Genomic DNA, 13,303 nt, shown 5'->3' with positions numbered 1-13,303 from the left:
GCGTTTCATTCGCGGCATTTTCGATTATACTAATGCTGAATACGGCAGAGGAGCTTGGGCGAACCGGCTTCTCTGCCCTTTTTTTATCGAAATAGGCTGTAGGGAAAGGGTGCTTACTTACGATGTCGATCAAACCTATCGGAACCATCGTTCAATTGAACAGATATCCTGTCAAATCTCTCGCAGGCGAGAGCTTGTCTTCGAGTCAAGTCGATACTCACGGCCTGTATGGCGACCGTGCGCGCGCCTTCATAGATGAGACGAAGGAAGGCTGGGATCGTTATTACACCGCCCGCAATTATGCGGGGATGCTTGAATATAAAGCAAAGCTTGTTGGCGAAGGCACAGCGCACGCTTTCCCTGAGGTCCAGATCACAGGCCCAGACGGCCGCATTCGTGAATGGAACGATGAGCTGTTAGCTGAGATTGAATCCCATTCGAAAAACAAGCTCACCATGCTGGAGTATGCACCTGACCGTGATGGCGTGCTGGCTGTAGATAGCGACGGCATACTTATTATTACGGATCGGTCGCTGCGTTTGCTTGAGGACGCTTGGGGCAAGTCGTTGGACTACCGACGCTTTAGAGCCAATATTGTGATAGCCGTCAACCATGATGCGGGTCATGAACGCGAGTGGATCGGTAAACAACTGCATATCGGAGATATAAGACTGCAAGTGAAATCCGAATGCGACCGCTGCTCCATGATTACGATCGATCCTGATCGGCTGGAGAAGGATAGCTCGTTGCTGCGAACCGTGAATGAGAAATTCGGTCTGAACTTTGGCGTCTATGCTAATGTAGAGCAGACCGGCACACTGTCAATTGGCGACGCTGTATTTGTAACGAATTAACCGTCCGACAGGACATACGCGAAGCGGACGACTACTGGCGATGGATTAGCTGTCCCCAACGATTTGCTGCTGTACAAGCTTATAATATAGCGCATGCGATTCCATAAGCTCCGTATGCGTTCCTTGGCCTGTCACTTCCCCCTTCTCCAGAATAACAATCCGATCGGCGCCGCGTGTCGTCGACAGCCGATGAGCGATCACGAGTGTCGTCCTGCCTTGCATCAGCGCTTGCAGCGCTTCCTGCACCAGTTGCTCCGATTCACTGTCCAGATGTGCCGTCGCTTCGTCAAGCAGCAAGATATCGGGATCGCGTAAGATCGCTCTGGCTATGGCTAAGCGCTGGCGTTGCCCGCCGGACAGCTTTATGCCCCGCTCGCCTACTTCCGTATCAAACCCGTCCGGAAGCGAAGCTAAGAACGAGGTCAAGTTCGCCTGTTCAATCGCCTCCCTCAGCTTGTCTTCGGCTTCGAGATCCAGCCCGTAGGTCAAGTTATGCCGAATCGTTCCGGCCATCATCGGACTATCCTGCGAGACATAGGCGATTCGTCCGCGCCATTCGTCCAACGGCATGTCGGCAATCGGCTGCTCGCCATACGTAATGAAGCCCGAGCTTGGCTCATAAAACCGCTCGATCAACGAGAACAACGTTGTTTTTCCCGTGCCGCTTGGCCCAACGATGGCCGTCGTCTTTCCTGGCTCCACTCGCAGCGAAAGCGATTGAAGCAAGGGGCGGTCATGCGTATAACCGAAGCCCACATTTATAAACTCGATTGGCTGTTTATTTGCCGATAAAGTCGCAGCTGCTACGTGTTTGTTGATGCTTTCCAATACCGCTTCCGATTGTTCCGGCTGTTCATCCAGCAGCTCTTGCAATCGCTCCGATGCGCCCATCGCTTTCTGAAACTGCGTGAAAAACGAGGCCATCTGCGTGAAAGGCATCACGATTTGGAACATGTACAAAATGATAGCTACCAATTCTCCGCCGCTTAGCGACCCTTGCGCAACCCGTACGCCTCCGTAACCGATCAGCACTACAAGAATTAGCAGCATGACCGACATCATAAGCGGAGATACAATCGCTACGATTTTCGCTTCTTGCAGACCGAATTGCAGCAGCCTATTAATACGGAAGCTGCCTTGCCGCTTCTCCAATGGCTCGGCTAGCGATGCCTTTACGAGCCGAATATCGGACAACACGCGTCCTAGATCGCCTTGGAACAACGCCGTCTCGTCTTGCATCGACTTGGAAACCTTGAACATCTTCGATCCAAGCGGCCACAAGATAACCAGGGCAGCCGGAACTGCTACAAGCATGAGCAGCGTCATACGCCAATCGATAGTCAGCAGTAGAATAACGCCTCCGATAACCGAGATGATGCCTCCCAAAAACGATATAACATGCCCAATGATAAAGTCTTTAATGACGTTCGTATCGTTCGTAACGCGGCTCATCGTCTCTCCCGAGCTGTTCCGGTCAAAGAACGGAACAGGCAGCTTCAATACCCGTTGCCACACCTCCCGCCGCAAGCCGCTTATGATGTATTGGCCGATATAGGACATCGTATAGACCGAGAAACCTGACATCGCCGTTTGCGTCAGAAATACCGTTCCCAGCACGGCAATCGTTACCGCCCGCAAGCTAGAGGCTGACAGTTCTTCGACCATATCCATCGTAAGCAGCGGAATCGTAAGCGATAGAGCCGTTTCTCCAATTCCCAGCAGCATGGCGGCTGCAATCAGCCATGTTGCTGGCTTATGCTTCGCAATGAGCAGAACAAATTGTCTGACGTTCATACCGGCTGCTCCCGTACTCTCAGTTTCCATCTTTCCCCTACTCTTCACTGCGCTCACCTCCGGTAATCGACTTAAGCGCCTCGATGTGCTCGAACACTTTGGCGAAATAAAGTTCTTCTTCCTGCGTAAAAGCGTTCGGGAATAAGAACGGATCGATCATCCCATCCATCTCGCCCAACTCTTCAAGCTGAGCGCGTTCTTGCTCCGTAAGCTCGCCCATTATCGGAGCTAGCAGCCCTTCCAGCATAGCAACCAGCTCGACCCCCTTCTCCATGACCTCCGTCTCTGTCGGGTCCTTGCCTTGTTGATGCAGCTCCTTCAACTGCAGCAATATGGCAATCATCCTCTTCTCCTGCTCCAGACGAGCTTCCTTGGACATGCCTTTCATAAAGATAGCTTCGACGACGGAGGCCGGCATTTGCTGCGACAGCCACTCCTTCTGCACTTCCTCATTCTGAATGCTGTGAATGAATACAAGCAGCATGTTGCTGTCAACCTTGCCCGCTCCATCCAATAGCTTCTGCATACGCGAGATCGTCTCCATCACCCGTTCAAGCTGCCTCTGCTTCTGCTGCAGCATTTCATACTGCGAAGCCAACGAGTGCTGCAGATCGACCTCCGGCTTCTCCAGATAGCTTCGAATCTCCTCCAATGAAAAATCCAAATATTTAAGCGTTAATATTTTTTGCAATTGGAACAGGTCTTGTTCGGTATAAAAACGGTGGCCGTGCTCGTTGCGGCTAGACGGCGCGAGCAGCCCTTTGCGATCGTAATATCGAAGCGCCCTTTCTGTTACTCCTGTCAGCTTCGCGAAAGCGCCTATACCGTACTTCTGATTAGACTTCATACTTTGTTCCATTTCCGCACCTCCTGCCTTAAGTGTAAGACTTGACGTAACGTCAAGAGCAATAGATAATACGTAAAAGATATCGACAAATTTTTCTAAATGGATGTTGAACAGATGTCTATTAATCTACTATTCTAGCGAAAAATAGGACAAGTATCGTAGTATTTTTAATAAATTAGGGGGATTTTAGCAAAAAAGGGATTGTAATAAAGTTTGTTCCCGCTATAATAAGCATGTGAACGTTGTGTGACAACGTTAATCAAACTTAAGGGAGCGAATCAATTGGATTACAACAATCAGCCGCAAGTCAATCCTTACAACGGAGGGTACAATCCGAATCAGCAAGTATCGCCGGTAATCAGCGTTAAGGACTGGATGCTGCAAATGCTTATTCTCATCATCCCTATCGTCAACATCATCATGATGTTCGTGTGGGCATTCGGAGAAGGCAATCCTACTAAACAGAACTACTACAAAGCTGCTCTCCTGTGGGCATTGATTGTGACTATTCTTTATTTCTTGGTTTTTGTGTTGATCGTGGGCATTTTCTCTGCTTCACTCGGAGCCTAGTTGACCTTCTCTCTACATACCAATCCATTATAGCAACAGCGACAGGAAGGTGCAGTCCGTACCTTCCTGTTGCTATTTTGGCACAATACATGTACTCTTTAGGAGCTTATGAAAGCTCTGATTCATCTAAATGAAGGAGATCGGTATGTTCAAGAAAAAGGAAACAACTAAACTAAAATCAAAAGCTAAAGGCAACATCCTCATGCTCGAACGGAGCTTCGACGCGCCGCGGGAGCTTGTGTTTCAAGCGTATACGGAAGCGGCCCAGCTCGTACTCTGGTGGGGGCCAAGGGACTGGAATCTTACGTTATGCAATGTCGACCTCCAGCCAGGTGGGGCTTGGCAATATTGCCTGGAATTCAAGGATGGTCAGACGAAATCATGGGGCAAAGCGATCTATCGCGAAATCGCAGCGCCGGACAAGCTCGTCTATGAGGATTATATATCCGACGAGAACGGAGTCATCGAAGCTAACGACGGTTTGCTCGTAACCGTCACGTTCGAAGACGTTCAAGGCAAGACCAAGCTGACTAACCGTGTTGAATTCGTTTCGTCGGGCGCGCTGAAGCGAACCGTGGAGATGGGACTCATTCCGAGCATGGATCAGACTTGGTCTCGGCTAGCCGAGCACCTGCGCGGTCTTCAAGCGTAAGGATTGTGTTCGTACGCTTGGAGGGAAAGAAAGCATACAAAAAACCGTTCCTTGCTCAGATGGCGGATATTCTCGCCACTTGTCAAAGAACGGTTTTTTTACGTAACTGCGCGCTCGAACGAAATAACTGGAAATTGTACCGTTATTATTGCTGTTCAAGCCTGTTTTTATCAAATAGCTGGAATTACTCCCGTTAATCTTCCCGTATTCTTAATAGCAGGCAGATAGGATTGAAATTAACATGAGGATTTCCCGTTATTCACTAATTGTTTGGTCATTCCCTAAAAAATAACGGGAGAAAATCCTCATAAATGACTAACCCGCAGGCTGGCTGCTGCTACACCGTACGGAAACGATAGACACGGCTAGCGTAATCACCGTGGAACTGCGGCAACTTAAGGCCGGCATGCATCAGCTCATCGCCGCCGTATGCGCCTTCCTCGCCAACCAGCTCATAATCGCGGTTCGAATCAAGGCCCTTCAGACGGAAGCGGTTCAGCTTCGGATACGGCTCTTGAAGAACGGCAGCTAACACAACGAATGCCTCGCTCTTATCCTTCGCTACGAACATCCATGCCGTCTCGTTCCCCTCGAACGGGCTAAGCAAGCGGTAGAAGTCGCCGAACTGTACCAGATGACGCACTTCCTTATACAGCGCCACTTGCTCTTTAACGGTTTCCTTTTCTTGTTCCGTAAATTTCGTCAAATCCAGCTCGTAGCCGAAGTTGCCCGAGAGTGCGACATTGCCGCGCGTCTCAAGCGACGTGATTCGGCCTACCTGATGGTTCGGTACTGCCGACACATGCGCGCCCATTGCGCTTACCGGATACACAATGCTTGTACCGTATTGAATTTTCAGACGGGAAACGGCATCGGTATTGTCGCTCGTCCATGTTTGCGGCATGTAATACAGCATCCCCGGATCGAAACGTCCGCCTCCGCCCGAGCAGCTCTCGAACAAAATATGTGGGAATGCGCTTGTGATCTTCTCAAGCACTTCGTACAAACCAAGCATGTAACGGTGTGCCGTCTCGCGTTGGCGTTCCGCCGGCAGAAGCGCCGAGCCGATCTCGGTCATATTGCGGTTCATATCCCACTTCACGTAGGTGATCGGCGCGCTGGAGAGAATATCCGAAATGACGCGTACGATGTACTCGCGAACGTCAGCACGGCTTAGGTCAAGAATAAGCTGCTGGCGGGCTTGCGTCCGTCTGCGCCCATCAATATGCAGACACCAGTCCGGATGATCGCGGTAGAGCTCGCTCTCCGGCGAGATCATCTCCGGTTCGAACCAAAGTCCGAACTGCATATCAAGCTTCTTCACGCGGCTAACGAGATCCTCAAGACCGTTAGGAAGCTTGTTGCGGTCAACGAACCAATCGCCCAGCGATGTCGTGTCATTGTCACGTTTGCCGAACCAACCGTCATCTAGTACGAATAGTTCGATACCCAGCTCTTGTCCGACCTTTGCAATCGATTCAATCTTGTCTGCGGTGAAGTTAAAGTACGTTGCTTCCCAGTTGTTGACGAGAATTGGACGTGTCTGATCGCGGAATTGGCCGCGAATCAGCCTAGAGCGATACAAATCATGGAAGCTGCGCGACATGCCGCCAAGCCCCTGATCAGAGTGCACGAGAACGACCTCCGGTGTCTGGAACTGCTCACCCGCTTCCAACTGCCAGTTGAAGTCGAATGGATTGAGGCCCATGAACAGCCTAGCCGAATGGAATTGATCGACTTCGACGCCGGCAATGAAGTTGCCGCTGTATACGAAGCTTGCTCCATACACATCACCATGATCCTCGTCGGCTCCTTCAGCTAGCAGCGCGATGAACGGATTTTGCACATGGCTGCTTGAGCCTCTGCGGCTCTCTACAGATTGCATGCCAGGCTCGAGCTTGCGCTTGTGCACGTAACGCTCGCGTGTCCATGCACCCGATAATTGCAGCATTTCAAACCGATCATGCGCGAAATCAAGACTCATGCTAAGCGCCCGTTGCAACTGCAGTGTTGAACTGCCATTGTTCGTAATCGTTGCCGAGCGAGTAATCGCGTCGAAGTTCTCAAAGACGGTATAGGAAAGAACGACAGTGAGACCCGATAGCTCGTCCTTCAATGTTATTTCCAAAGTTTGAGCCTCGTCGTCTTGCTCCGTGTATACAGAAGGCAATCCAGTTAGCGCCGGCTTGCCGCTGAGAATCGTATGGGATTCGTAGCTTAGCTCCGTAACAGTCGAACCATTCGGCAGCGCAACTTGAATAGCAGGTGTCCGGAAGTCGGAGCTTCCGTAAGTCGGAAATTCCTGCGGCAGCGTATCGAGCGACAACGAAAGCTGGCTTAGATCCGTGCTTGGACTGAACGATGCGCGCTCTTTAAGCTCAAGCAATCGGTCCAGTTGCAGGCCGCGAACCTTCTTGCCCCAATACAAGTGCGCAGGGAAACCTTGCTTCGTTAATTGAATGACATAGCTCGTATCCTTGGATTGCAAATGGAATAATGCTTTCTGTTCATCATAATGAATAGACATCGTAATATCCCCTAACCTATTAATGTAATTTCGTTAAATCGTGACCGCAGCTTTCCCTTACCATCAATGTCGTATTGACCCTTACATGAACGGCTGCCTCGCGACCTTCAATACGCTCCAGCAGCAGCTGCGCTGCTGTTCTGCCCATCTGTTCGGTATGGGCGCGAACGGTCGTAAGCGGCGGATTCAAGTAGGCGGACAGCTCTATATCGTCGAATCCGATGACCGCCATCTCCTCCGGGACCGATACTCCTCGCTCATGCAGAGCGCGCAAGGCGCCGACTGCCATCGGATCGCTTGCAACGAAGCAAGCTGTTGGAAGCTCCGCTTGATCCAGCAACCGGTTCATTGCGTCATAGCCGCCGCCGGTTGACCAATCTGCAGTAATCGCAAATTCAGGACGATACAAGTCTCGCTCTTGCATGAGCAGCTCGAAATGATAGCTGCGGGGATCGAGAATTACCTGAACTTGCTGCGTTTGCTGCCCTAGCGAATGGACACGTTCTTCCCCGCCGATTAAAGCGATCCTCGTATGGCCAAGCGTGAATAAATGGCCAAGCACGTCCTTCATCGCTTGTTCGAAATGGAGATTGACCGAATCGCAATCATGAGGAGGCGTGCTATGGTTCAGAAACACAATCCGGTCGCGATGCGCATAGAGCGAATTGACATCCTGATCGTTAATCGAACCGACGACAATGAGACCGTCCAACTCGTGCAAGGACTGCCACTCAGCACGAGCATTACCGCGAAGCACCTTTACAATCGAGAGGCCAAGCTCTTCGCATCGCGTCTCAATTCCTTTGCGTATGGAAGAGAAATAGGGATCGTTATGTTCATCCTCAATCGATGACCACATAAGCAAACCTACTTGCTGCCTCGACAGCAGCTCTTCTTTCTTCATTCGACGCAATCGGGACGGCTTATATTGGAGCTGTTCGGCAATGCTAAAGATGCGTGATCTCGTCTCTTCACCGACGGATAAAGTCATATCGTTATTAAGTACCCGAGATACGGTGGCAGCGGAAACACCGGCTTCTTGCGCAATCTGTTTGATCGTTGCCATGTTCCACCTTCTATTTAGTTAATAAATTTACTAAACGTAACAATGCCTATTTTAGCAAATGAGCGCTTTCATGACAAGTCCGCCTGCAACATTCGCATGCCGATTACGTCAGACATCATACAATAACATTCATGAATAACCAGTTGAGGTGATTATAATGATAAAGAAACTATTGTTTGCCTTCGCGCTAACCGCACTCTTAATAGGGTGTGCAGCTAATGGCGGCAATATCAATTCCAATGAGAACGAGCCGACAACAAGCCCAACAACTAGCCCGGCAGTCAGCGAGACCGAAGCTCCGCCCCCAACAACCTATGCGACAACCCATGAGGCCGCAGATGCTATTGTTCAAGCGCTTAAAGACAAAGATCTAACGATGCTTGCTTCGCTCGTTCATCCGGTCAAAGGGCTGCTATTCTCTCCTTATGCCCATATTGATCAAGCATCCGCGCTCACCTTTCAGGCAGATGCTCTGCCTGCACTGACCGATGCGACCATTCATACTTGGGGTGCTTATGACGGCTCCGGCGAACCGATCGCCCTMACCTTCGCGCAATATTACGATAAGTTTGTCTATGACAAACCGTTTATCRAAGCAGAGACCGTTGGCGAAGACGAGATTATCGGCCACGGCAATACGCTCGTCAATATAAAGGATGTATTCCCTGATAGCTACACGGTTGATTATCATTTCAGCGGCTTCGATGCCCAGTACGAAGGCATGGATTGGGAGAGCCTTATCCTTGTGCTCGAGCAATATGAAGGCGCTTGGTATGTGAGCGCAATCGTTCATTCACAGTGGACGATCTAAGGTAAAAAGAAACGGCTGGCTTAAAGGGGCACTCCTCCCTCTAAGCCAGCCGTTCTTCTTTTATTTCGATTGCAGAAATTTCTCCAATTCGTCTGTCTTATATGTCTTGTAAACCAGTTTCTCATTATCAAATACTAGAAACGCCGGGAACGCCTTAAGCGCGAACTCGTCCTTTACATCGACAAGCTCATTTGCTTTCGGATCATATTCCATCAACGAAAGCCCCCCTTGCAGGGCGTTATGGAGTTCTTGCTCCATGTTGCTGTCAACATATCGCTCGCTGGCATCTTGCCCGCTTATGACAACGGTGTAAAGCCGGTCATTGCCTGGGGCAAGCAGTCCCATACGCTTATATTTCTCTTGAACTGTCATCTCCAAGACAACAAGCTCATCTATCTTATCATTGCTTGGATCTGGCGGATAAATCCGCAATTTCTGGCCGCGTTTTATGGCTGCAAGCTCGACTTTCTCTCCTGTTTCATTGCGAACGACAGTACTGTTCGTCAGTTGGCCGTGATATTCCATTCCCCAATCATTCCGAACCGGACCTTTATCGTTCCGATGCGCCCACTCCGAAATGTCGACGATGACCTTTCCTTGTTCGTGATCCACTCTTGAAAAGTGGCCAATTAAAACATTATCCTTATATCCGCCTTGTCCTCCGCCGCAGCCTGCCGCAAGCAAGATAAGCACGATCAATAACATGACGGTAACAGCATATCGGCCTCCGATTAATCGCTTCATGGCAATCCCCCTCTATTTTCCATATTAGACGGGGCGCAATCTCTATAGGTTGCTTCATCGATCAATAAACTTGCTTATCTCGTCGTTGACCTCATTCCGCTGCTCCCACATCAATCCATGACCGCTGTTATACAGCCAGATTAAGCGTGAATTGGCAATCCCCTCATGCAGCGCTTCCGCCAGCGGCGGCTTGCTAATCTCGTCATGAATGCCTTGYAGGATCAAAGTAGGCACTTTAATCCAAGGCAAGTCGCCGAACAATACCTCGTCCCTTAACGACTCCAGCACCGCTGCTGTCGAGTAACCTGCTGCCTGGAGATTCATCTGAAAAAACCAATCTGCTAGCGGTTCGCCGACATTCTGGTAAAAGAACATATAAGTGAGATCCTGCAGCATTCGCGGTCGATTATTATACGTCGCATCGATAAGCTTATTCACATCAGCCTTCTCCAGCCCATACGGGAAATTCGGACGACGCGTGAAGCTAGGCGCGGCGGCGGCGAGCAGTACGAGCTTCTTCACGCCGTACCCTTGGTAACGCGCCATATAACGGATCGCAATCGCCCCGCCGACCGAATGTGCGACCAGCACGAAGCTCCGCAGTCCGAGCGCTTCGACGACACAGCGAATATCGTCCGCCAGCCGATCGTAGCTATACCCGTCCCACGGTTTGTCGGATTGACCGAAGCCGCGAAGGTCGATACCGATACAACGATAACCCATTGCCGGCAGCACGTTGAACTGATACTCGAACAGCTTATGGCTCGCCGGCCAGCCATGAATGAAGAAGATCACTTTGCTGCTGGACGGATTCACGTCCTCCACATAGATCTTCACATCCGTCTCCACTTCCACAAAATATCCCATCCCGATTCCTCCCTAGGCTCAATCCTCAATACAATCAGAATACGCATCTTGCCGGCAATGGGTGATGGCCTAATCGTCTATAGCAAACCAAACTTACAATGGATATAATTAACAGTAGGTTTCAACATAACCATTGCGGGGAGGCTTTTGAAAAAAAATGAGTAAGACAACCTATGATCAGTTTGTCGAGCAAGTTATCCGCTATCGCATATTTCCATTCTCCGATCTCGTAGCTGGATATCCTTCACTTACCGCTGCAACAGCCGATAATGAATGGCATTCGGGCACAGAGCTCGATCCTTGGCTTTGGCGCACTCGCATCGTGAAGGATGGTTATGCAGCGTACGGGAAATTTTTCGGTACGAAGGCCTCCTTCATTCATGTCGATGCCTTTCCGCTTGTTCGGTTGTTACTATCGGGTGGAACATCGGTAGAAGAGAGGTATCGGGACGGGCTATTATCGACACATGCCTATAGGCTGTACGAGCTTATCCGTGAGGCAGGCAACATAGATACAAGGCAATTGCGGAAAGCAGCTAGGCTTGATGCGAAGGAGCAGAAGAAGGATTACGAGTCCGCGCTCGTTCAACTCCAGAACTTCGGAGACATTGTCATTACCGGAGCGAAAGAAAGCGATCATGACGGAGGCTGGAGCAGCATGTGCTACGAAACGTCAGACTATTGGCTCGAGCAGCTTCAGGACAAGCTTCCGCTAGCGGATCCATCAATCGAGCAGGCCAAGGAGCAGATTCAAGCAAGTCTTCACGAGTTATGTACGACGGACAAGTCGTATAGCTATTTTGCCAAAAAACTTAAACTAAACGCCTAAGTCCGCGGACTTAGGCGTTTCATTATTCCATCTACGATCACCGCCAGCATAATGCCAATGCTATATCTGACTAAATCAACAAACAGAAATCCGTGGCCAAGGACCAAAGCGCCAAGGGTCGTATCTCTGATCTCATTGATCCAATTCGCTTGATAGAGCTGACTGAACTCAATGCCGAAACAAATGGCCGTGCTTATGACGACCGCCCATCCTACCATCTTGTTCACCCACAAGCATCGAACGCCGCAATAGATCATGCACGCCCACAGCCCGTCTCCAAAATGGTCCGATACGAATGGAGGAAAAGCAGCCGAATAACGTCTGACGCCAAGGCCCGCAGCAATTAGAAAGAGAATAGCTGCTCCATAATAGAGTCTAGCTTTCATCGTTCTCGTTATCGACTAACAGCTCTTTAATGAACGCCTCAGCGCCAGCCTCCGTAATCTCGAACGTGATTTTATGGATTGTGCCATCCCTCTTGACGAAAAAATTAGTTGGGATAGCCGATATCATGTACTGTGCGGACACCGTACCATCCTCATCAAGCAAAGCCGGCATTTGGATGTCGTACGCATCCAAAAACGCTTGTGCCTCCTCTACCATATCTTCCGTCGTGACGTTCACGGATATGATCTCGACCTCATCCTTATACTTCGCATAGATGCGGTTCAATGACTCTGCCTCGTCATGGCAGCCCGGACACCATGAAGCCCAGAAGTTAATCAGTTTCGGCTTTCCCGACGATGCGGATACCGGGATCATATTGCCGTTCATATCCGTCAATTCAAAGTCGATCATGCGATTGCCGTACTGTTCCGACATGACGGTCTCAAGCGGCGCAGATTGCAACACGAACCGAAGTACCAGAAACACGCCAACGACAATCCCCGTCGTTACGAGCAAGCCCGCGATCGCCGCGAGCAGCTTTTTCTTCGTCACCTTTAGCGGCCCCGCTTCTTATCGATTTTTGTTCAGTATGACATATTGTACGGAATGATCCTGCACGCTAATAAACTTGACTACCAATGAAATTTTGTTGTCTTCGTTAAGGTTGCGCCAATAAAATTCAGCCGTTTCTTCTATTGAATCAAAAATCGGCACCTCCATAGGCTCACCAAGGAACGGCCGCAGTACGCCTTGCTCCTCCGCTCTATAGGTATGTATACAATGCCCTATTCCCGGCGTAAAGGAACTATAGTGATAGAAATTGCGGATACAGACGGACGGATCATTGTTATTTGACTTTAAGATCGATATGCTGTAACGGCGCTCATGAGTGTCGATCACACCTGAAATCCGAGGCGTGTAATGCGGCGGGTCGGGCTCGTACTGTCTCTTTTTTAACGCGTCCTCGAATGAAATCCCTTGCGTAAATCCGTCATATAACGTGTCTGTCTGATCACCATTCGATACGATATGCTGCTCCCCGCACACCCGAATCGGGTAATAGATAATCAAGGAGGGGTCCTCGAGCTTCGCCGGATCGTAAGCCGCGTTCCTCACGCTCTGCCCGTTGAGCTCGAACACACGATTACGGCTATTGTCGCTTCTTCCCATGATCCAATAGATTTGCGCGTAATATTGTTCTGAAGGCGTCATTCCAATTGCTAGCGTTCTTCCGGGATATGGATTTGCAAAAAGCTGCTGTTCGAACAAAGTCATTCTGACCTTCCACCTTTATATGTTTTTATGATTTATTTATCATAGCTTTACTTTGTACTAAAAGAAATACCGTCTTCTAG

14 protein-coding genes are annotated in these 13,303 nt (G+C 49.9%); 5 read left to right on the top strand and 9 right to left on the bottom strand.

From position 1 onward, the window contains the following. The first annotated feature begins 122 nt into the window (after positions 1–122). A complete protein-coding gene (locus tag AB4Z33_RS15705; RefSeq protein ID WP_442050798.1) occupies positions 123–854 on the top strand; it encodes an MOSC domain-containing protein in 732 nt (243 codons plus the stop codon). Between the two features lie 45 nt (positions 855–899). Here AB4Z33_RS15705 and AB4Z33_RS15700 read toward each other — a convergent pair whose 3' ends face one another. Continuing rightward, entirely contained in the window at positions 900–2,678 is a 1,779-nt protein-coding gene (locus AB4Z33_RS15700; RefSeq protein WP_442050797.1) for an ABC transporter ATP-binding protein, read from the bottom strand. 7 nt (positions 2,679–2,685) lie between these two features. Further along, the gene (locus AB4Z33_RS15695; protein ID WP_442050796.1) at positions 2,686–3,507 is read right to left on the bottom strand and encodes a MerR family transcriptional regulator; all 822 of its coding nucleotides are present in this window, start codon (positions 3,505–3,507) and stop codon (positions 2,686–2,688) included. 270 nt (positions 3,508–3,777) lie between these two features. Between AB4Z33_RS15695 and AB4Z33_RS15690 the strand changes: the two genes are divergently transcribed. After that, positions 3,778–4,065, top strand: coding sequence for a hypothetical protein (locus AB4Z33_RS15690; RefSeq protein WP_442050795.1), 288 nt, complete (start codon positions 3,778–3,780; stop codon positions 4,063–4,065). 130 nt (positions 4,066–4,195) lie between these two features. Continuing rightward, positions 4,196–4,717: an SRPBCC family protein gene (locus tag AB4Z33_RS15685; protein ID WP_442050794.1), complete on the top strand. Its 522-nt coding sequence runs from the start codon at positions 4,196–4,198 to the stop codon at positions 4,715–4,717. Positions 4,718–5,054: 337 nt separating this feature from the next. On the opposite strand, the gene AB4Z33_RS15680 is transcribed toward AB4Z33_RS15685, so the two are convergent. Continuing rightward, a complete protein-coding gene (locus tag AB4Z33_RS15680; RefSeq protein WP_442050793.1) occupies positions 5,055–7,244 on the bottom strand; it encodes an alpha-galactosidase in 2,190 nt (729 codons plus the stop codon). 19 nt (positions 7,245–7,263) lie between these two features. Beyond that, positions 7,264–8,310, bottom strand: a complete 1,047-nt coding sequence (locus AB4Z33_RS15675) for a LacI family DNA-binding transcriptional regulator (protein ID WP_442050792.1) — start codon at positions 8,308–8,310, stop codon at positions 7,264–7,266. A gap of 157 nt (positions 8,311–8,467) precedes the next feature. Here AB4Z33_RS15675 and AB4Z33_RS15670 point away from each other — a divergent pair, with 157 nt between their 5' ends. Continuing rightward, on the top strand, positions 8,468–9,121 hold the full coding sequence (locus AB4Z33_RS15670; protein WP_442050791.1) for a hypothetical protein: 654 nt from the start codon (positions 8,468–8,470) through the stop codon (positions 9,119–9,121). Between the two features lie 60 nt (positions 9,122–9,181). Here AB4Z33_RS15670 and AB4Z33_RS15665 read toward each other — a convergent pair whose 3' ends face one another. Both AB4Z33_RS15665 and AB4Z33_RS15660 read right to left on the bottom strand, forming a co-directional pair. Then, on the bottom strand, positions 9,182–9,865 hold the full coding sequence (locus tag AB4Z33_RS15665; RefSeq protein WP_442050790.1) for a hypothetical protein: 684 nt from the start codon (positions 9,863–9,865) through the stop codon (positions 9,182–9,184). Between the two features lie 54 nt (positions 9,866–9,919). After that, positions 9,920–10,732: an alpha/beta fold hydrolase gene (locus AB4Z33_RS15660; RefSeq protein WP_442050789.1), complete on the bottom strand. Its 813-nt coding sequence runs from the start codon at positions 10,730–10,732 to the stop codon at positions 9,920–9,922. A gap of 157 nt (positions 10,733–10,889) precedes the next feature. Here AB4Z33_RS15660 and AB4Z33_RS15655 point away from each other — a divergent pair, with 157 nt between their 5' ends. Then, complete coding sequence (locus AB4Z33_RS15655) at positions 10,890–11,561, top strand: AlkZ-related protein (RefSeq protein WP_442050788.1); 672 nt, start codon at positions 10,890–10,892, stop codon at positions 11,559–11,561. Here AB4Z33_RS15655 and AB4Z33_RS15650 read toward each other — a convergent pair. The 3 genes from AB4Z33_RS15650 to AB4Z33_RS15640 are packed head-to-tail and all read right to left on the bottom strand — an operon-like array spanning position 11,558 to position 13,223. Continuing rightward, the gene (locus AB4Z33_RS15650) at positions 11,558–11,947 is read right to left on the bottom strand and encodes a DUF2809 domain-containing protein (protein ID WP_442050787.1); all 390 of its coding nucleotides are present in this window, start codon (positions 11,945–11,947) and stop codon (positions 11,558–11,560) included. The two genes, AB4Z33_RS15655 and AB4Z33_RS15650, sit on opposite strands and share 4 nt — an antisense overlap. Next, positions 11,937–12,500 (bottom strand): TlpA family protein disulfide reductase, encoded by a 564-nt coding sequence (locus AB4Z33_RS15645; RefSeq protein WP_442050786.1) that lies wholly within the window; start codon positions 12,498–12,500, stop codon positions 11,937–11,939. Before AB4Z33_RS15645 ends, AB4Z33_RS15650 begins: the two co-directional genes overlap by 11 nt. 18 nt (positions 12,501–12,518) lie before the next feature. Continuing rightward, complete coding sequence (locus tag AB4Z33_RS15640) at positions 12,519–13,223, bottom strand: IMP cyclohydrolase (protein WP_442050785.1); 705 nt, start codon at positions 13,221–13,223, stop codon at positions 12,519–12,521. Between the last annotated feature and the right edge of the window lie 80 nt (positions 13,224–13,303).

This window comes from Paenibacillus sp. 2TAB19 (assembly GCF_052115185.1).
Taxonomy (GTDB): Bacteria; Bacillota; Bacilli; order Paenibacillales; family Paenibacillaceae; genus Pristimantibacillus.
Note: the sequence above shows the minus strand (reverse complement) of the source record. Positions and strands in the feature narration are given on the sequence as shown.